We start from the raw sequence: 16,903 nt of genomic DNA on the forward strand, positions 1-16,903 counted from the left end.
CATCCGTACTCACAGGCTGAGGAAATTCTTGAGCAATCTGGCGCCGAGAGCAGCCGAGCGCTCGGGATGAAACTGCATGCCGTGGAAATTGTCGCGCGCGATCACCGCGGAAAAATCTCCACCGAAGTCCGCCGTGGCGAGACTGTATTCGCCGGCCGGTGCCGCATAGCTGTGCACGAAGTACGCGCTGTCGTCGTCACCCAAACCTGCGATCAGCGGATGCGATTGCCGGGCGACCAGCTGATTCCAGCCCATATGCGGCACGCGTATACCCGGGGCTTCAGTGAAGCGTCGCACCGAGCCGGGAATCACGCCGAGACATTCGGTGTGGCCCTCTTCCGAATCCGTGCACAGCAACTGCATGCCAAGGCACACGCCCAGCACCGGCTGGGTCAGCGCACGCATCACGTCGACAAGGCCCAGCTCGCACAACCGTGCCATACCCGGGCCGGCGGCGCCGACACCGGGAAGAATCACCTTGTCCGCCGCGCGAATCGTCTCGGCATCCGCGGTCAACTCGGCATCGACGCCAAGCCGCTGCAAGGCATAACGCACGGAACCGATATTGGTACCGCCGGCATCGACCAGTACAACGCTCATTACAACGTACCTTTGGTGCTGGGCAACTCGCTGCCTTCGCGACGGAGTGCCTGGCGCAGGGTGCGTGCGAAAACCTTGAAGCAGCCTTCGACCATGTGGTGTGCGTTCTCGCCCTGTACGGTGAGATGCAGATTCGCGCCCAGCGTTTCGCAGACCGAACGGAAAAAATGTGGCACCAGTTCGGTCGGCACGTCGCCCACGCGTTCGCGCGGAAAGCTGCCTTCGAACACCAAGTACGGCCGACCGGAAAGATCCAATGCCGCGCTCGCCTGCGATTCGTCCATCGGTAACGTGAAACCGTAGCGCCCAATACCGCGCTTGTCACCGAGCGCCTGCTTCAGCGCCTGACCCAGCGCGAGCGCGGAATCCTCGATGGTGTGGTGCTCATCGATATGCGTATCGCCATCGCACTGAAGTTCGAGTGCAAAGCCGCCGTGCTTGCCGATCTGTTCCAGCATGTGATCGAAAAAGCCCAGACCAGTGTGCACCTTCGGATCGGCGACGCGATCAAGGTCTACATTGACGGTAATGCGGGTTTCCTTGGTGTTACGGACGACCGTGGCTATGCGTGGCGCATCGAGCAGTTGATGCGCAATGGCATCCCAGGTCATGCCTTGTGGTCCGACCCGGCAGCCCCGCACACCCAGGTTCGCCGCGAACTGCAGATCGGTTTCACGATCACCGACCATCGCCGATGCCGCGCGACTCCAGTCGTCACTGGCGAGATAGTGACGCACCATGCCGATACCCGGCTTGCGCGTATCGAGGTGCTCATACGGAAAACTGCGGTCGATCAGGATTTCATGGAAGCCGATACCTTGCGAAGCCAGTATGCGCAACAGCAGCTCCTGCGGGCCGATAAAGTCGGCTTCCGGAAAGCTGGGCGTACCCAGACCGTCCTGGTTCGTCACCATGACCAGCTGATAGCCAGCCCCCACGAAGCGCTGCAGTGCCGCCACCACGCCGGGCAGCAAAGCCAGCTTTTCAAAGCGGTCGATCTGCTCGTCCGCGGGTTCTTCGATCAGGCAACCGTCGCGATCGACAAACAGAATCTTGCGGCTCATGCGCGTGCCTCCTGAATTGCAGTCGCCTTCAGTACATCAAGCACGCGCGCATTCTCCTGTGGTGTGCCGATGGTGATACGCAGCGCATCACCCAGATTCGGATAGCGGCGTACATCGCGCACCACGATACCTGCTGCCATCAGGCGTTGATACGCGGCACCGGGATCGTCGAAACGCACGGCAACAAAATTTGCATGGGACGGCAATACTTCACGTACGCCAGCGAGCCTGACTAGCGCTTTCTGCATGACATCGCGCTGCTCGCGAATAACCGCAAGATGTTCACGAGCACTTTGTTGGCCCACCGTCGATAACGCGGATAGTGCAGCCGCTACGCAAGGCAAAGGCAACGGATATGGCGCCATGATCCGACGCAGCAGGGTAATCACTTCAGCCGATGCCAGCAGACTGCCAATGCGCGCACCGGCCAGTGCCCACGCCTTGGACAATGTGCGCAGTACGGCGAGATTTTCATGGCGATCGATCAACTCGATGGTGCTATCGGCATCGGAGAATTCGATATACGCCTCGTCCACGATCAACAGCGCGCGACCCGACAGCGTCTGCGCCAGACGCTCAATGTCGGCACCCAGCACGATCTGGCCGGTAGGGTTGTTGGGCGTGCAAATGAAGACCAGTTTCACCGCAGGCGTCACCGCCGCCAGCAGCGCATCGACATCCAGCGTGAAATCAGATTTCAACGCCACTTCGACAACGTGCGCATTCTGGATGCGAGCACAAACGGAATACATGCCGAAGGTCGGCGGCTGGATCAAGATCGCATCCTGGCCCGCGCGACAGAATGCCCGCACCAGCAGATCGATCGCCTCATCGCTGCCGCGACCGACCAGCAGCTGTTCGCGATGCACACCGTAGAGCTCGGCCAGTGTATCGATCAATGCCGATGGTTGCGGCTCAGGGTAGCGGTTGCAGCCAACCCCGGCATCGCCCTCCGGCAACCACGACGACTCGTTGGCGTTGAGCCATATCTGTCCATCGCTAGCCTCCATGCGCGCCGACGAATACGGCTGCATGGCTCGAATTTCCGGGCGTGCGAGATCGAGCACGCTCATGATTTTCCCTCGGAAGATTCGCCATTCAGCGCGGCCAGACGCATCGTTACCGCGCGCCGGTGCGCTTCCAACTGCTCGGCCGCCGCGAGCGTTGCCGCGCAGGGGCCGATCGCGCGCAGACCTTCCGGCGTCACTTCCTGCACGGTGATCTGCTTCTGGAAACTCGCCACCGACACGCCGCTGTAGCTGCGCGCATAGCCATAGGTTGGCAGCACGTGATTACTGCCGCTGCAGTAATCACCCAACGACTCCGGTGTCCACGCGCCAAGAAAGATTGAGCCCGCGCTGTCGATGCTCTCGAGCAAGTTCCGCGGCTTAGCCACCTGCAGGATCAAATGCTCCGGCGCATAACGATTACTGACCTCGATCGCCTGCGCCAACGAATCGACCTTGATCAGGCGGCTCTGCGCCAGCGCCTGCGCGGCAATCGCATTGCGCGGCAACGCGGCGCACTGGCGATCGACTTCACCGGTAACTCTGTCGAGCATCTCGGCTGAAGGACTGAGCAGGATCACTTGTGAATCCGGCCCATGCTCGGCTTGCGACAGCAGATCAGCCGCGACGAAGGCCGGATTGGCGTCGGCATCGGCAATCACCAGCACCTCGGACGGGCCTGCCGGCATATCGATCGCCGCGCCATCGGGATCACCAGACACCTGCAGCTTGGCTTCGGTGACCCAGGAGTTGCCCGGGCCAAACAGCTTGTCACACTTGGGCACGCTGGCGGTGCCGTAAGCCATCGCCGCAATCGCCTGCGCGCCGCCGAGTTTGAATACCTTGTGCACGCCGGTGATGCGCGCCACGTAAAGCACCGCCTCGTCGCAGCGACCGTCCGCTCGCGCAGGCGAGCACATCACCACTTCGCGACAGCCAGCAATACTTGCTGGCACGCCCAGCATCAGCGCGGTCGAAGGCAGCGGTGCGCTGCCCGCCGGCACATACAAACCGACTCGACTAATGGGACGCAGCACGCGTTCCACCCGCACGCCGGGCGCAGTATCTACGCCTACTGGCTGCGGTGCGGCAGCGCGATGAAAGATCTCGATACGTTCGGCTGCTTCGTGGATCGCCGCCTTCAGCTCTGGAGCGAGTGCGGTCTCGGCTTCATCGAATTCTGCCTCGCTGACTTCGATCGCATCCAGCGTGCAGTGGTCATACTTCTTGCTCAGCTCCAGCAGCGCCGTATCGCCGCCCGTGCGCACGCTGGCGATGATCTGCTCGACGCCACGGCGCAGATCGTCCACCCGCGATTGCGCCGGGCGAGCCAGCGCAGCGCGGCGACTGGCTTCGTCCAGCGCATTCCAGTCCAGACGCTTCATGTCGGTACGATCGATGCCGATCGGATTTGCAAAAGCCTTGTTCATGACAACCTTGCTGGTTACGACTCAGGAATGACTTGTGATCGAATGACTTGTGATTGAATGACTTTTGATTGAAGCAGGCTGACGCTAGGCCAGCATCTTTTCGACCGGCAGCACATACATCTCGCGCGCTCCGGCCTTCTTGATTTCTTCCAGCTGCCGCCAGCTCACTTCGCCGGCGCACAGCGCCTGCAGCATCAGCTGATCCGGCTGCCCGGCAACGGCCAGCAACGTTGGCTGCGGCCCACCCGGCAACAACCGGGTGATCGCCTCCAGCGAACTGCGCGAAGTCTGCAGTAGAAGCAGTCGCGACTCGCGCACCTGGATCACGCCGTCCAACCGCTTCAGCAGCAGCTCCAACATGTCACCACGCTCGTCAATCGGCAAAGCCAGGGGACCAGCCAGCACGGCTTCGCTCTCCAGCAGCACTTCGGCTTCGCGCAACTGATTGGCGACCAGTGTTCCACCGCTCTGCACCAGATCGCAGATCGCATCGGCGGTGCCCAGTTTCGGCGCAATTTCGACCGAACCGGATAACGTGACCACGCCAGCATTTACCGCATGGGTGCGAAGCCACTCGCCAAGCAGGCCTGGATAGGAGGTGGCAATGCGTTCGCCTTCCAACGTCTGCGGACCCTGATAATCCAGCTCCTGCGGCACAGCGATCGACAACCGGCAACGACCGAAGCCGAGCGGGCGCAGTTCGACCAGTGGCGCGGCTTCACGACCAGTGGTGAGTCGAAACTCGTCGAGCACGTTGCGACCGACGATGCCCAGATCGCATACACCCTGCGCGATCAGTCCCGGAATATCGTCATCGCGCACCAGCAACAGATCGACCGGCTCACCTTCGCCGAAGCAGAACAGTTTGTCGCGACTTTGCCGAAAACTCAGACCACAGCGATTGAGCAGCTCCAGCGCCGGCTCAGTCAACCGTCCTGATTTCTGCATCGCTATGCGTAGTCGATCACGCTGTTTCATGCCCTGGCCTTTTTTGCTGTCTGCGATTGACGTCGCGCTGCCCGCGCTGCCGCCGCCAGGTAACCGCCGTTGCCTTGATTGAGATAGCGCGCCACGCGTCCGATGGTAGTGATGCTAACGGCGGTGCGCTCGTGAATTTCGCGATACGAAAGACTTTCCAGCAGATACGGAACCACACGCCAGCGATCCACCAGCACTTCGAGTTCCGCCGGCGTGCACAGATCACCGAGGAACGCGCTCATCTCGTCAGCACTTTTCAACGAGAGCAACGCCTCGCAAAGACTCAACTTGGCGGACGCATCGGGCGTCTCCGGATCCAGTGATCGTCGCTTCATAACGTACTAATGCATTAATACAATAGTTCAATGGTACATGACACTTCCCAAGCTCGCAAACGACTGGAATAGCTATGCCAGGCAACGTTCAGCCATGCTTCCCTCTTCGCAGTCCCGCCTAGCCAGAAAACCGATGCCAGCCTGCGACAACACGTGCCCTGATGGGCGTTGGCAGAAACTATGACGCCGTATACGGCATGGCCGTTGCCCACGAAACACAGTGGGATGAGATCGTGCTTGATCGCATGCTGCCAGGCGAACTTGATGGGCTCGACATTCTGTCGGCGATGCGTACGCGAGGCGAGGCGACGTCGCTCTCAGTGCGCTCGGCAGCTTGAACGAGTGCTTGCGCGGGCTACGGCGGTTGTTATGCCCTTCCCGACCTCAAGATGAGCATCTCGCTACCGCAGGGCTGAGAGCGCGCGCTTCACGACTCAGGCGATAGCATGAGCTGACCTTGATCGACGCCAAGCTGTTCTTTCAACCCTGCCCAGCCCTTCGGCGTGACCTGGACGGCACGAGACGTTTTCGAACGTCGCAGCCAACCATTCGCACATAACAAACTCATCCATCTCACCCCGAGCGGACCGGCAAGGTGGTACTCACGCTCCGTCCAATCGAGGCATTGCCGAGCCATTCCACGCCGGCTCGACGGCAAGCCGCCCAGATCGAGACCCATGCGGTCAAACCATACGACACCCGCTGGCGTCACATCGAATCGCTTATCCGCCGCAGCGACAATCCATCCGCGCTCCTGCAAGCCTCGCGTCATTGCCACTCCCACCCGCCCGGCTAGGTGGTCGTAGCAGCAACGAGCCAGACGCAGATGACGCGCCTCCGGATCAGGCAACCGTCGTCGTACAGGTTCTGTGGTGCCAATCAAGGCGAGATGCTCGAGCGCCAGCGCGACGTGCGAGCCCGCCAACCGATAGTAGCGATGCCGCCCTTCGGTCTTGACTGTCAGCAAGCCACCGGCGAGAAGTTTGGCAAGGTGCGCGCTGGCCGTTTGCGCCGTCACACCCGCTGCATGGGCCAGTTCACCGGCCGGCCATGCCCGTCCGTCGACCAGCGTCATCAACATGGTCGCGCGCGTCGGATCAGCGATCAGATAAGCGACAGAAGCGAGATTAGGTTGTGCGCGCATGCTCGATCCCCGATAAACCTGTCGCCAGCGTAACCCCATGCCGGATCGAATGCTTCGTCAAGTATCGAAGCATCAAGCAGCAAGATCGGTGCACACTCGACGTCATGGATAAGGTGACCGTGTCTGCCACAAGCATGCTGCAACGTCGAGTGTTGGCGGCGACCAGCATCAGCTACGCCGTGGTGTTGCTGGATGCATCGATCGTCAACGTCGCGCTGGAACGCATCTCCAAGGCCCTGGCAACCGATATCGCTGGCCTGCAATGGATCGTAAGCGCCTATACCCTGGCTTTTGCAAGCCTGCTGCTGACCGGCGGCATTTCAGGCGATCGCTGGGGCGCCCGGAATATGTACCTCGCCGGCCTGATCGTGTTCATCCTCGCCTCGGTGCTCTGTGGACTGGCGCCCGACCTGATGATTCTGATCGCCGCTCGCACCTTGCAAGGTGTCGGAGCGGCCATGCTGGTACCGTGCTCGCTGACCCTGATCAACCATGCCTATCCGCATCCTCAGCAACGTGCCTCGGCGATCGGCGTATGGGTCGGCTGCGGCGGAGTCGCCATGGCGGCTGCCCCCCTGATCGGCGGCATCCTGATTCACTGGTTCGACTGGCGCAGCATCTTTCTGGTCAACGCACCGATCGGCGTGGCCGGAATCTGGCTAACTTGCCGCATTCCTCGTGACAAGAGGTCACTGCACGCACGGCCGTTCGACCCCGCCGGACAAATCACCGCGATGCTTGCACTGGGTGCATTGATCGCCGTGCTGATCGAAGGCTCACGGCTCGGCTGGCGATCGCCAACGATCCTGACTGGGATGGCCATCGACGGCATGGCATGGGTGGCTTTTCTGTTGATCGAGGCTCGCCGGTCACATCCCATGCTGCCGCTGCCCCTGTTCAAGAACGCCATCTTTTCCGGCTCAACCCTCATTTCGATGGTGTCGGCCTTTGTGTTCTATGGCCTGACCTTTTTGCTCGGCCTGTATTTCCAGCGCGTGCACGGCTATTCGCCGTTGTGGACCGGGCTGTCTTTTCTGCCGCTGACCGCAGTGATGGTGATCGGGAGCATGCTGTCGGGCCCTCTCGTCGCCAGATACGGCCAACGCTGGCCCATGTGTGCGGCATTCGGTCTTTACATGCTTGGCTTCCTGGGACTGACCCTGCTCACTCCAGCGTCGCCTTACTGGCTCGCCGCGCTGTCCATGCCGGCGATCGGCATCGCCGCCGGCTTCATCTCTCCGGCCGCTACGGCGCCCGCCATGGGAACGGTCGAGAAAAGCCAGGCCGGCATCGCCGCCGGCGTACTCAACTCAGCCAGACAAACCGGTGCCGCGTTGGGTATTGCCGTGTTCGGCACGCTGATCGCCACATCTCCTTCGTTCGAGAGCGGTATGCACGCTGCGTTGTGGATCGCCGCCGCCGTTTCTCTTGCAGCTGCGGTGATCTGGCGATTGACCATTACTGGCGTACCCACCGCATGATCGGCCATATGGAGGGATGGGCGCATAGCTAGCGTCGTGTCCTGCGCGATTATTCCGGTCGGCGTTGACGGCCACTGCCTGAGCACAACCGGTGGCGGTGGCGGCAATGCAGAACGGCAAGGTCGCGATCGTTACGATCCGACTTGGCGTCGTACGGCGGGCTACAAGCTGGCGCTGGGCAGCGTGCAACCTGGCTGAGCGTTGCTCCGATCGCTATCGAGCACGCTTCGAAAGTGTTGTCCTGTTTCGCCCAAAATCTATCGCACCGCACTCTCCGGGTCGTACCCACCAACAAAAACCCCCGCAAAGGCGGGGGCTTTCGTCAAAGCTGGCCGAAAAACTCAGGCCGACTTTTTCTTCGGCGCGGCTTTCTTGGCAGCAACCGGCTTGGTCACCGTCGGCTTGGCACCGACGACAGCCGGGGCAGCGGTGTGCGCACGGGTATTGCCGTAGCTGCCGCGGTAGGTCTTGCCGCGACGGGTCTTGCGATCGCCCTTACCCATGGGAACTCCTTACGAATGATTGAATGATTGACCTTGCATCATAGCAGCGCCAGCGCAAAGCACCAAAATCAGGGATGTCCGTGCCCCACGCAGCCAGGCGTCTGATCAAAACACTCGCCATCCGGATCAATCTGCACGGTCACATGCTGGATATTGAAACGCTCCAGCAGCAGCTGGTTGATTGCCAGCAGCGCCGACGCACTGGCGGCCGGCTCGTGCAACTCGGCATGCAGCGTGGCCATGCGTGAGCCGGAGGCCAGTTGCCAGACGTGCAGATGGTGGATATTGCGGATCGACGGGTGCGCACTGCGCAAGGACTTTTCCACTTCCGCGCAGTCCATGCCATCAGGTACACCTTCGAGCAGGATATGCGCCGACAGGCGCAACAGCCGCCATGCGCTATTGAGGATCAGCAGCGACACCAGCAGCGACAAAACCGGGTCGGCCCATAGCCACCCCATCCAGCGAATGGCCAGTGCCGCCAATACGGCCGCCACGGAGCCCAGCAGATCACCGAGCACATGCAGACTCGCACCGGCCAGATTGACGTCATCGTGCGCATGCCCATGCAACATGCGCAGCACCACCATGTTGACGAACAAACCAAGAATCGCCACCACAAACATCACGCCGGATAGAATCTCGCCGGGATGCATCAGCCGGGTAACCGCCTCGTAAATGATCCAGCCAACTAGCACGAACTGGCTCAATGCATTGACGAAGCCAATCAGTACTTCCATTCGTCCGTAGCCATAGCTGCGCCGGGCGTCGGCCGGCTTGGTGGCCATCCACGCACCGACGAAGGCCAGCAGCAAGGCCAGCGAATCGACCATCATGTGGCCCGCATCGGCAAGCAACGCCAATGACCCCGACCATATGCCGCCAAAAACCTCGGCGATCATCATCACTGTGGTCAGCGCAAAGGCAAACAGCAGCTTGCCGCGGCGACGGCTGCCGGGATCGCCAATATCGTCGATCCCCTGGTCATGGTGCGCATGGCCGGAAGACGCGTCATGCGCGTGATCGTGGGAGTGGTCTTGGGCGATGCTCATACGCATATGCTAGAAATGACGACCGCCGTTACACAATCACTAAGAGCAAGAATCACTAAGAACAAGAATCACCGCATAGCCCCTACATTCAGATCAATGCACGCATTGCGGCCCGTGCACGTGGCCGTCGTGCCCACGGCGGCGGTCGCTGCGCAGATTGACGAAGTGCGAGCTGGCCACCAGCAGGCCACCGATGGTTACCAGCACGCTGTGCACGATGATCGAGATGCCTTCCCCATAGGTCACGCCAAGAACCAACAGCAGCAACCCTGGTATCGCTAGCATCAGCGGTAGCGGGCGCTGATGGCGCCGGTAACCGGTAATCAGCGCGAACAATGCGAGCGTGCAGGCAAAAAACACGAAGCCACGCTCGAATCGATGATCGGCCAGAAACTGCAGCCCGATGAAGGGAAGCAGTGCCAGAACAAAAGGCAGTGCAGCGCAGTGAATGGCGCAGAGAAAAGAAGCTGTCGCGCCGACACGGTCGGCCACGTGCCACCAACGGGATTTGCTTGCCTGATCGGACTTCATAGGCTTGTCCTGGGCGTCGCCCGGCAGGGCGGCTTGTGCACAGTCCAGTAATGTTACTTTATAACATTACTGAAAGCCATAGCTAACGGATGGCGCCCGAATTGTTGCTTCAGGCTTTGCGGCAAGCCTTGCAAGTACCATGGACTTCCAGCGTCTGCGCCTGTGGTTTGAAGCCAAGCGCTTTGGCCTGCGCCTCGATCAGATCGGCCACGCGCTCGTCGCAGACCTCCTGCGCGCTCGAACAACTATCGCAGATCAAAAACGGCACCTGATGCGCTTCGGCCGGGTGATGGCAGGAAACGAACGCATTGATCGATTCAAGCTTGTGGATGAAGCCATTTTCGAGCAAGAAATCCAGTGCGCGGTATACCGTTGGGGGAGCCGCGTTGCCGTGCTGCTCACGCAGCTGGTCGAGCAGATCGTAGGCCTTGATTGGCTTGTTGGCCGCCGCCACCAGTTCCAGCACTTCCTTGCGCAAGGGCGTCAGACGCAACCCGCGTTCCTCACTGGCATGCTCCACCGCGCGCACGAAGTTCTTTGCATCGTGTGGATGCGGATGATGTGCGTGCAGATTGTCGGTAGCGTTATGGCTCATCTGGCTTGCCTCGTTTTTTGATCATACAGCGCCGGCTGTGATGCCTCCGCGATGCTTATTTCATTTCAGCGGTGGTGGCCCGGCACGTGGTCGCCGCACCGGCTTCATCAATATCACAATCCAGCCGATCGGCCCCAGCGTGGCGGACCAGACGATGCCTTCCACCACTCGGCCACGCAACCAGCCCAGCACGGCACCGATCACGACAAATGCCACGCTCCACCAGAACATGGCTGCCCATGGCATCAGATTCAACAGGTTGAGATAGATATGTAAAAACGCGTCTGGCGAATCCGGATCGACGCCTTGAGAGGCCTTGGCGAGCAGCTCGTCCATGCCGATATCAGCGAATCATCGACATGGCAGCCATCATTTAACCCTGCGCCTTGCTGATCGCCACATCAATGCGCTTCAGCGCCTCGGCACGACCGGTCAGATAAAGCGTGTGATCGATCGACGGCGATACCTGCTTGCCAGTCAGCGCCACGCGCAGAGGCTGCGCGATCTTGCCCATACCGAGTTCGAGCGTGACTGCAATCTGTTCGATCACCTGATGGATCGGCTCCGGCTTCCACACGCAATCGGTGAGCAACGCCTTGGCCTGCTCAAGCACTGCCACGGCCGTATCGTTTTTCAGATGCTTGGCAACCGCCTTGTCGTCCCACTCGACGATGGGGCCGTACCAGATTTTCGCCTTCTCGACCATTTCCTTGAAGGTATGCACGCGATCGCGCAGGGCCACGATCACGTCGGCCGGTGCTGGTCCGCCCGAGGTATCGATACCCGCCCGTGCCAGATGCCATTCAAATTCCGATGCCAGCGTCTGCGGATCGTCCGTCTTCAGATAATGCTGATTGAGCCAGGCCAGCTTCTCGGTATCGAAGCGCGAGGCCGCCTTGTTGACGTCGGCGATGTCGAACAGCGCGATCATTTCGTCGGTGGAAAAAATTTCCTGATCGCCGTGCGACCAGCCCAGGCGCACCAGGTAATTGAGCAACGCGTGCGGCAGAAAGCCGTCGTCGCGGTACTCCATCACGCTGACCGCGCTGGTGCGCTTAGACAGCTTCTTCCCCTCTTTGTCGAGAATCATCGGCAGATGCGCAAATTCAGGCACGGCGGCGCCGAGCGCGTGATAGATATTGATCTGCCGCGGTGTGTTGTTGACGTGATCGTCGCCGCGGATAACTTCGGTGATGCCCATGTCGATATCGTCGACCACCACGGCAAAGTTGTAGGTCGGCCAACCATCGGAGCGAAAGATCACCAGATCGTCCAACTCCGCATTCGCCCACTCGATACGGCCTTTGACCTTGTCGTCGAACACCACCGAGCCTTCGATCGGATTCTTGAAACGGATCACGCGATTTGGATCGTCACGCAGCGGCTCCTGACGATCACGGTAGTAGCCGTTGTAGCGAGGCTTCTGACCCTTGGCCATCGCGGCCTCGCGCATCGCCTCGATCTCATCCTTGCTCTCGTAGGCGTAGTAGGCCTTGCCGGCTTTCACGAGTCCGTCAGCGACCTGTCGGTATCTCTCAAGCCGCTGGGTCTGGTAAAACGGACCTTCATCGTGATTCAGACCCAGCCACTGCATCGCATCGAGGATCGCTTTTACCGCGGCATCGGTTGAACGCTCGCGGTCGGTATCCTCGATACGCAGCACGAACTCGCCGCCGCGACGACGTGATTCCAGCCAGCAATAGAGTGCGGTGCGCGCACCGCCGATATGCAGAAATCCGGTGGGGCTGGGAGCGAAGCGGGTGCGTACGGTCATCGTATTCAAATATTGGGGACTTAAAGCGTGGATTTTAGCCGATACCGGGGCACTAACCGGCGAAGAGTAAGCAGAACACATCGCGCGCGTTATCGGAGCTGTGCGTTATTCGCGTCGCTGCTGATGCCGGGATGGTTGGGCATGGCTGCACCGGCACTGGCCGACAACCCTGGCTACGACCGCCCTGGCTACGGCTTTACACCGGTAGTGCTGGGTGCGGGCGACGTCACCATTGAGCAGGGATTTCCGGACTGGAGTCGCGATCATCAGGATGGCGTCAGCAGCTCGATGTACTCAACCGACAGCTTGGTCCGGCTTGGCGTGGGTGGCCCGTTCGAGCTTCAGCTGGGTGGCTCGGCCTACGACTATCTGTATTCATCCCTTTCACGGGATCAGACCGGGCTCGGGATCAACGACAGCAGTCATGGCCACGGCGACACCAACTTCGCTGCAAAGTTTGCGCCACCCACATCGAACAAGATTTTCAGCTGGGGCCTGCTTGCCAGTGTCGAATTCACCAACGGTTCGAAGAACTTCCGCAACGACCAGAACCAGTATCTGCTCGGTGCGCAGTTCAATCTGCAGGCTGACGAGCGAAACTCGCTCGGCGCTTATCTTCAAGACGTTCGCGCTGGTGGCAAGGACAGCACCACGGTAGCGCTCAGCGACAATTACAGCGTCAGCAAGAATTTTACGCTTTATGCGGAAACCGCTTTTCTGCACATGCCTGATCAAGGCAGCGGCACGGTAACCGGCGCCGGCTTGGCATGGTTGGTCAGCCCGCGCGTGCAGATCGACGCTGGCTTCGACCATCGGGTATCGGGCAACGCGCCCGAGTGGCAGACCAATCTGGGTGTATCGATTTACCTGGGTCGCTGATAAAGCGCGGCGAATGCGTCAAATCGCATTCACCGCGCCAACATCATTTGACGTGGATGGTGATCTTCTTCGACACCAGCGCAGGGTCGAACGGAATGTGGTTCTGATCGGCCATTTCAAGCTGCAAGGTATGGGTGCCGGGTGTCAGCTTCAGCGTGGTTTCGGTCTGGCCACCGCCGAAGTGCAAATGCGTTTCGTCTTTGGGAATCGGCTGCCCGGCAGGCGGCAGATCTTTCACGTCGACCAGCAAGTGGTGGTGACCGGTTTTCTCCTTGTCGACGCCAGCCGGGGCCACGCCCATGCCCTTGAGACCAAACAGCACGGTGACGTTCTCACCGACTGTGGCGCCGTCCTTCGGCGAGATGATGTAGACCTCGGCGCCGCTGGGTGCCTTGGTGACTGGCAAGCCAGGAGCATCGGCGGCAATTGTGACGCCGACAAATCCGGCGAGAGAGAAAGCTAGAGCAAGCAATACACGTTTCATCGATGCACTCCACGGCAGCTAGGGTTTCCAGTGTAAGCGTGACTCGTACCGAAAAACATCGCTGTTGCCCTGCACTACAGTCACCACAGCGTCATCAACCCGCCACGATGTCGCAACGCGATCCAACGATGCTGGGTCAACACAGTAGGGGTACGCTCATGCGCATCGGCATCGTCAGCGAAACCTATCCACCGGAAATCAATGGCGTCGCGCTGACCGTGCACAGCCTCGCCGCCGGTCTCGCCGCCCGCGGTCATAGCGTCGACTTGGTCCGCCCGCGCCAACAGCAGCCGCATACCGACGAAGCCGGCATCGACGTACTGAGTGTGCGTGGCGGTGCCCTACCCCGCTACCCTGGCCTGCGTTTCGGCCTGCCTGCCGGGCGGACCTTGCGCCAGCATTGGTCGGAGCAGCGACCCGATGCCATCTATGTCGCCACTGAAGGTCCGCTCGGCTGGTCGGCGATGCGCACAGCGAGGCAGATGGGCATTCCCCTGAGCAGTGGATTCCATACGCGTTTCGACAGCTACGCCGACCACTACGGCGTAGGCTTGCTGACCCCGCTGGTGCGCGGCTATCTGCGACGTTTTCATCGACGCGCTGGCGCCACACTGGTGCCGACCGAAGCACTGGCTGACGAACTGCATGCGATGGGCGTCGATAATGCGCGCTTGCTGCGACGTGCTGTCGATACGCAGCTGTTCCATCCGCGCTACCGCGACGAAGCATTGCGCGCCAGCTGGGGTGTCGATGCGTCCACGCCGGCAGTTCTTTACGTCGGTCGTATCGCCGCAGAGAAAAATCTCGCCCTGATGGTGCAGGCCTTTCGCGCTATCCAGCAGCAGGTGCCGCAGGCGCGGTATGTCTGGGTAGGTGACGGCCCAGAGCGCGCGGCGCTGCAATCGGCCAATCCGGATTTCATCTTCACCGGCGTGCAGCGCGGTGATGCGCTGGCCCGACACTACGCCAGCGCGGATCTGTTTCCGTTTTCAAGCCTTAGCGAAACCTTTGGCAATGTGATTCTGGAAGCACTGGCTGCCGGCCTGCCCGTGGTCGCCTATGCCGAAGGTGCCGCACGTGAACATCTGATCGATGGCGTCAACGGATATCGCATCGAGTCGGGCAACGCCCAGGCTTTCATCGATGCAGCGACCAAGCTGGGCAGCAATCCCGCCCTGATCCGGCATATGGGACGCGCTGCACATGCGGGCATGTCCGGTCTCTCGCCGGATGCCGTGATCCGGGACTTCGAAAACCTGTTGCGTGATCTGGCCGAGGAGAGAACTCATGAATCTGCTGCCGTCGTTTCGCACGCCTGAGCTCAGCCCTGAACTCAACATGGGTCCACGCTTTGCGCTGGATGGTCGAGTCTGTATCGCCGCCAATCGTTGGGGTGCAAGGCGGGCAGTAGGTCTTTTTTTCGGCGCTATCAGCCGACTGGGCGATGGCCTGTTCTGGTATGCGCTGATGGCCATGCTGGCTGTCATCGGCGGCGAGCGAGGACGTCTCGCTGCGCTGCACATGGCGCTTACCGGGCTCACCGCATTGCTGCTGTATCGATTGCTGAAACGCTGGACACGTCGACCGCGTCCGTATCGGGTGTGCCCCGGGGTGATCGCGCATGTTCCGCCGCTGGACGAATTCAGTTTCCCATCCGGCCACACGCTGCAAGCGGTGAGTTTCAGTATCGTGGCGATCAGCTGGTTTCCGTCGCTGGCACCGCTGCTGGTCAGCTTCACCGTACTGATCGCCGCTTCGCGAGTCATCCTCGGTCTGCATTACCCTAGTGACGTGCTGGCGGCCATCGGCATCGGTTGCGGTCTTGGCACCGCTTCGTTGTATCTGATGCCGTGGTTAACCATGCTGGCTTGAGTGTTCGTTGTGCTGGTCAACGCCGCTCTGATCAATACTTCCGCACGCCGTCATAAGTCTCTTTGAAGTCAGACAGATAGCATGGTTGTCCACAGGCTTTAAGCATCGTGCTCCACAATCGCTGTGGAAAACTTCTTCAAGGCACGCTGCACGAACCTGGACAAAACTTGCGCATCGCGTAGCAAGTGCTTGATGGATAAACCACAAAAAGGGCTTGTCCACAGGCTTTACCGCAAGCCTTCCACAATCGCTGTGGAAAACTCGCGGCTACCGACGATCAAGCCGCGCGAGGCATGCTGGAAAGAATGCCGAGGAGACCGGCCAGCTTGTCACGCATCTCGCGACGGTCGACGATCATGTCGATGGCGCCATGATCGACCAGGAACTCCGAACGCTGAAAACCTTCCGGCAGCGTTTCACGCACCGTCTGCTCGATCACACGTGGACCGGCGAAGCCGATCAACGCCTTCGGCTCACCGATATTGATGTCGCCCAACATGCCGAAGCTGGCCGATACGCCGCCGGTGGTCGGATCAGTCAGTACCGAAATAAACGGCACGCCGGCATCGCGCAAACGCGCCAGCACAGCGGCGGCCTTGGCCATCTGCATCAGCGAGAACAGTCCTTCCTGCATGCGCATGCCGCCGCTGGCGGCAAAACACACCAAAGGCGCGCGCTCTTTCAGCGCAAGCTCGCCTGCACGCGCAAATTTTTCACCACCGACCGAGCCCATCGAGCCGCCGATAAACGCGTATTCGAAAGCGCAGGCGACCATTGGCCGGGCCTTCAACATGCCACGCATGACGAGCAGCGAATCTTTTTCGCCAGTCTTTTTCTGCATGGCGACGATGCGATCACGATACTTTTTGGTATCGCGAAATTTCAGCGGGTCGGTGGGCTCCATGCTCGCCCAGAGTTCTTCGCCAGAACCTTCATCGAATAGAGCCTGCAAGCGCGTGCGGGCCTCGATATAACCATGGTGACCGCACTTGGGGCAGACCATCAGGTTCAGCTCGAGCTCGGGCCGATACAGCACGCTGCCGCAACCGCCGCATTTTTCCCACACGCCTTCGGGCACCGAACCCTTGCCGGGATTCGGCTGCGACTTGCGGGTCCGCGGGTTCATGATTTTTTGCAGCCAGTTCATCGCATCACCTCAAACGTTCCTGACCCG

21 protein-coding genes are annotated in these 16,903 nt (G+C 60.4%); 6 read left to right on the forward strand and 15 right to left on the reverse strand.

Annotated elements, in window-relative coordinates:
* Positions 1-9 precede the first annotated feature (9 nt).
* The 6 genes from hisH to HDE79_RS15870 form a co-directional block, all read right to left on the reverse strand.
* Entirely contained in the window at positions 10-600 is a 591-nt protein-coding gene (hisH, locus tag HDE79_RS15845) for an imidazole glycerol phosphate synthase subunit HisH (protein WP_184603196.1), read from the reverse strand.
* Positions 600-1,664, reverse strand: a complete 1,065-nt coding sequence (hisB, locus tag HDE79_RS15850; protein WP_184603198.1) for a bifunctional histidinol-phosphatase/imidazoleglycerol-phosphate dehydratase HisB — start codon at positions 1,662-1,664, stop codon at positions 600-602. The genes hisH and hisB overlap by 1 nt, the downstream gene beginning before the upstream one ends.
* A complete protein-coding gene (gene hisC / locus HDE79_RS15855) occupies positions 1,661-2,737 on the reverse strand; it encodes a histidinol-phosphate transaminase (RefSeq protein WP_184603200.1) in 1,077 nt (358 codons plus the stop codon). The genes hisB and hisC overlap by 4 nt, the downstream gene beginning before the upstream one ends.
* Positions 2,734-4,056: a histidinol dehydrogenase gene (gene hisD / locus HDE79_RS15860; protein WP_184603655.1), complete on the reverse strand. Its 1,323-nt coding sequence runs from the start codon at positions 4,054-4,056 to the stop codon at positions 2,734-2,736. The genes hisC and hisD overlap by 4 nt, the downstream gene beginning before the upstream one ends.
* Before the next feature lie 129 nt (positions 4,057-4,185).
* Positions 4,186-5,079 carry an ATP phosphoribosyltransferase gene (gene hisG, locus HDE79_RS15865; protein WP_184603202.1) on the reverse strand — a complete coding sequence of 298 codons (894 nt, stop codon included), beginning with the start codon at positions 5,077-5,079 and terminating at the stop codon, positions 4,186-4,188.
* Complete coding sequence (locus HDE79_RS15870) at positions 5,076-5,414, reverse strand: YerC/YecD family TrpR-related protein (RefSeq protein ID WP_184603203.1); 339 nt, start codon at positions 5,412-5,414, stop codon at positions 5,076-5,078. Before HDE79_RS15870 ends, hisG begins: the two co-directional genes overlap by 4 nt.
* A gap of 161 nt (positions 5,415-5,575) precedes the next feature.
* On the opposite strand from HDE79_RS15870, the gene HDE79_RS15875 reads away from it, so the two are divergent.
* On the forward strand, positions 5,576-5,752 hold the full coding sequence (locus tag HDE79_RS15875; RefSeq protein WP_184603205.1) for a hypothetical protein: 177 nt from the start codon (positions 5,576-5,578) through the stop codon (positions 5,750-5,752).
* A gap of 89 nt (positions 5,753-5,841) precedes the next feature.
* On the opposite strand, the gene HDE79_RS15880 is transcribed toward HDE79_RS15875, so the two are convergent.
* Positions 5,842-6,558, reverse strand: coding sequence for a helix-turn-helix transcriptional regulator (locus HDE79_RS15880; protein ID WP_184603207.1), 717 nt, complete (start codon positions 6,556-6,558; stop codon positions 5,842-5,844).
* 119 nt (positions 6,559-6,677) lie between these two features.
* Between HDE79_RS15880 and HDE79_RS15885 the strand changes: the two genes are divergently transcribed.
* Positions 6,678-8,039, forward strand: a complete 1,362-nt coding sequence (locus tag HDE79_RS15885; RefSeq protein ID WP_184603208.1) for an MFS transporter — start codon at positions 6,678-6,680, stop codon at positions 8,037-8,039.
* 36 nt (positions 8,040-8,075) lie between these two features.
* Positions 8,076-8,237, forward strand: a complete 162-nt coding sequence (locus HDE79_RS15890; protein ID WP_184603210.1) for a hypothetical protein — start codon at positions 8,076-8,078, stop codon at positions 8,235-8,237.
* A gap of 143 nt (positions 8,238-8,380) precedes the next feature.
* Here HDE79_RS15890 and HDE79_RS15895 read toward each other — a convergent pair whose 3' ends face one another.
* The 6 genes from HDE79_RS15895 to gltX form a co-directional block, all read right to left on the reverse strand.
* Positions 8,381-8,542, reverse strand: coding sequence for a 30S ribosomal protein THX (locus tag HDE79_RS15895; RefSeq protein ID WP_184603212.1), 162 nt, complete (start codon positions 8,540-8,542; stop codon positions 8,381-8,383).
* Positions 8,543-8,610: 68 nt separating this feature from the next.
* Entirely contained in the window at positions 8,611-9,594 is a 984-nt protein-coding gene (locus tag HDE79_RS15900) for a cation diffusion facilitator family transporter (RefSeq protein WP_184603214.1), read from the reverse strand.
* Between the two features lie 93 nt (positions 9,595-9,687).
* Positions 9,688-10,125 carry a MerC domain-containing protein gene (locus HDE79_RS15905; RefSeq protein ID WP_184603215.1) on the reverse strand — a complete coding sequence of 146 codons (438 nt, stop codon included), beginning with the start codon at positions 10,123-10,125 and terminating at the stop codon, positions 9,688-9,690.
* 109 nt (positions 10,126-10,234) lie between these two features.
* Positions 10,235-10,720, reverse strand: a complete 486-nt coding sequence (locus tag HDE79_RS15910) for a transcriptional repressor (protein ID WP_184603217.1) — start codon at positions 10,718-10,720, stop codon at positions 10,235-10,237.
* A 60-nt stretch (positions 10,721-10,780) separates the two neighbouring features.
* Positions 10,781-11,056, reverse strand: coding sequence for a hypothetical protein (locus tag HDE79_RS15915; RefSeq protein WP_184603219.1), 276 nt, complete (start codon positions 11,054-11,056; stop codon positions 10,781-10,783).
* A gap of 37 nt (positions 11,057-11,093) precedes the next feature.
* Complete coding sequence (gltX, locus tag HDE79_RS15920) at positions 11,094-12,494, reverse strand: glutamate--tRNA ligase (RefSeq protein ID WP_184603221.1); 1,401 nt, start codon at positions 12,492-12,494, stop codon at positions 11,094-11,096.
* A gap of 141 nt (positions 12,495-12,635) precedes the next feature.
* On the opposite strand from gltX, the gene HDE79_RS15925 reads away from it, so the two are divergent.
* Positions 12,636-13,373 (forward strand): transporter, encoded by a 738-nt coding sequence (locus HDE79_RS15925; RefSeq protein ID WP_255488454.1) that lies wholly within the window; start codon positions 12,636-12,638, stop codon positions 13,371-13,373.
* Positions 13,374-13,416: 43 nt separating this feature from the next.
* Here HDE79_RS15925 and HDE79_RS15930 read toward each other — a convergent pair whose 3' ends face one another.
* On the reverse strand, positions 13,417-13,857 hold the full coding sequence (locus HDE79_RS15930) for a DUF4399 domain-containing protein (RefSeq protein ID WP_184603225.1): 441 nt from the start codon (positions 13,855-13,857) through the stop codon (positions 13,417-13,419).
* A gap of 158 nt (positions 13,858-14,015) precedes the next feature.
* Here HDE79_RS15930 and HDE79_RS15935 point away from each other — a divergent pair, with 158 nt between their 5' ends.
* Together HDE79_RS15935 and HDE79_RS15940 are read left to right on the forward strand one after the other, a co-directional pair.
* On the forward strand, positions 14,016-15,176 hold the full coding sequence (locus HDE79_RS15935) for a glycosyltransferase family 1 protein (RefSeq protein ID WP_184603227.1): 1,161 nt from the start codon (positions 14,016-14,018) through the stop codon (positions 15,174-15,176).
* Positions 15,145-15,729, forward strand: coding sequence for a phosphatase PAP2 family protein (locus HDE79_RS15940; RefSeq protein ID WP_184603229.1), 585 nt, complete (start codon positions 15,145-15,147; stop codon positions 15,727-15,729). Before HDE79_RS15935 ends, HDE79_RS15940 begins: the two co-directional genes overlap by 32 nt.
* Positions 15,730-16,006: 277 nt before the next feature.
* Here the strand turns inward: HDE79_RS15940 and accD are convergent, their stop codons facing one another.
* Positions 16,007-16,876: an acetyl-CoA carboxylase, carboxyltransferase subunit beta gene (gene accD / locus HDE79_RS15945; protein WP_184603231.1), complete on the reverse strand. Its 870-nt coding sequence runs from the start codon at positions 16,874-16,876 to the stop codon at positions 16,007-16,009.
* Positions 16,877-16,903: the final 27 nt, after the last annotated feature.

It is taken from the genome of Rhodanobacter sp. MP1X3 (assembly GCF_014207165.1).
Taxonomy (GTDB): Bacteria; Pseudomonadota; Gammaproteobacteria; order Xanthomonadales; family Rhodanobacteraceae; genus Rhodanobacter.

Bases quoted from the DNA above. Each gene is read 5' to 3' on its own strand.
- hisH (WP_184603196.1), bottom strand. From the start codon at position 600: ATGAGCGTTGTACTGGTCGATGCCGGCGGTACCAATATCGGTTCCGTG.
- hisB (WP_184603198.1), bottom strand. From the start codon at position 1,664: ATGAGCCGCAAGATTCTGTTTGTCGATCGCGACGGTTGCCTGATCGAA.
- hisC (WP_184603200.1), bottom strand. From the start codon at position 2,737: ATGAGCGTGCTCGATCTCGCACGCCCGGAAATTCGAGCCATGCAGCCG.
- hisD (WP_184603655.1), bottom strand. From the start codon at position 4,056: ATGAAGCGTCTGGACTGGAATGCGCTGGACGAAGCCAGTCGCCGCGCT.
- hisG (WP_184603202.1), bottom strand. From the start codon at position 5,079: ATGAAACAGCGTGATCGACTACGCATAGCGATGCAGAAATCAGGACGG.
- HDE79_RS15870 (WP_184603203.1), bottom strand. From the start codon at position 5,414: ATGAAGCGACGATCACTGGATCCGGAGACGCCCGATGCGTCCGCCAAG.
- HDE79_RS15875 (WP_184603205.1), top strand. From the start codon at position 5,576: ATGGGCGTTGGCAGAAACTATGACGCCGTATACGGCATGGCCGTTGCC.
- HDE79_RS15880 (WP_184603207.1), bottom strand. From the start codon at position 6,558: ATGCGCGCACAACCTAATCTCGCTTCTGTCGCTTATCTGATCGCTGAT.
- HDE79_RS15895 (WP_184603212.1), bottom strand. From the start codon at position 8,542: ATGGGTAAGGGCGATCGCAAGACCCGTCGCGGCAAGACCTACCGCGGC.
- HDE79_RS15900 (WP_184603214.1), bottom strand. From the start codon at position 9,594: ATGAGCATCGCCCAAGACCACTCCCACGATCACGCGCATGACGCGTCT.
- HDE79_RS15905 (WP_184603215.1), bottom strand. From the start codon at position 10,125: ATGAAGTCCGATCAGGCAAGCAAATCCCGTTGGTGGCACGTGGCCGAC.
- HDE79_RS15910 (WP_184603217.1), bottom strand. From the start codon at position 10,720: ATGAGCCATAACGCTACCGACAATCTGCACGCACATCATCCGCATCCA.
- HDE79_RS15915 (WP_184603219.1), bottom strand. From the start codon at position 11,056: ATGGACGAGCTGCTCGCCAAGGCCTCTCAAGGCGTCGATCCGGATTCG.
- gltX (WP_184603221.1), bottom strand. From the start codon at position 12,494: ATGACCGTACGCACCCGCTTCGCTCCCAGCCCCACCGGATTTCTGCAT.
- HDE79_RS15925 (WP_255488454.1), top strand. From the start codon at position 12,636: ATGGCTGCACCGGCACTGGCCGACAACCCTGGCTACGACCGCCCTGGC.
- HDE79_RS15930 (WP_184603225.1), bottom strand. From the start codon at position 13,857: ATGAAACGTGTATTGCTTGCTCTAGCTTTCTCTCTCGCCGGATTTGTC.
- HDE79_RS15935 (WP_184603227.1), top strand. From the start codon at position 14,016: ATGCGCATCGGCATCGTCAGCGAAACCTATCCACCGGAAATCAATGGC.
- HDE79_RS15940 (WP_184603229.1), top strand. From the start codon at position 15,145: ATGAATCTGCTGCCGTCGTTTCGCACGCCTGAGCTCAGCCCTGAACTC.
- accD (WP_184603231.1), bottom strand. From the start codon at position 16,876: ATGAACTGGCTGCAAAAAATCATGAACCCGCGGACCCGCAAGTCGCAG.